Source organism: Rhodopseudomonas palustris (assembly GCF_003226555.1).
In the GTDB taxonomy this organism is placed as follows: domain Bacteria; phylum Pseudomonadota; class Alphaproteobacteria; order Rhizobiales; family Xanthobacteraceae; genus Rhodopseudomonas; species Rhodopseudomonas palustris_I.
This window is the reverse complement of sequence record NZ_QKQS01000035.1, coordinates 1-230: the sequence shown is the minus strand read 5'-3', so window position 1 is coordinate 230 and position 230 is coordinate 1. Positions and strand designations below refer to the sequence as shown.

At 65.2% G+C, this 230-nt stretch carries 1 pseudogene; it reads left to right on the top strand.

The annotated features are described in order from the left end of the window. Positions 1 to 230, top strand: a pseudogene (locus tag DNX69_RS23840) (IS701 family transposase); the annotation flags it as partial.

The window sequence follows — 230 nt, the reverse complement described above, 5'->3', positions numbered from 1 at the left end:
TGGCGCACGGTGGTTTGGCGGGAAGGCTCGGCCGATTTTCTATCGTCGCGCTTCGCGCGCGTGCGCGTCAGTGTCGGACACAACAAGCTGATCCCGGAGACGCTGCGGCCGGAGTGGCTGCTGGTCGAGTGGCCGGAGAACGAAACTGACCCGACCAAATATTGGCTTGCGACACTGCCGGAGACGATCGGCTTCCGACCGCTCGTCGACCTCGCCAAGCTGCGCTGGCG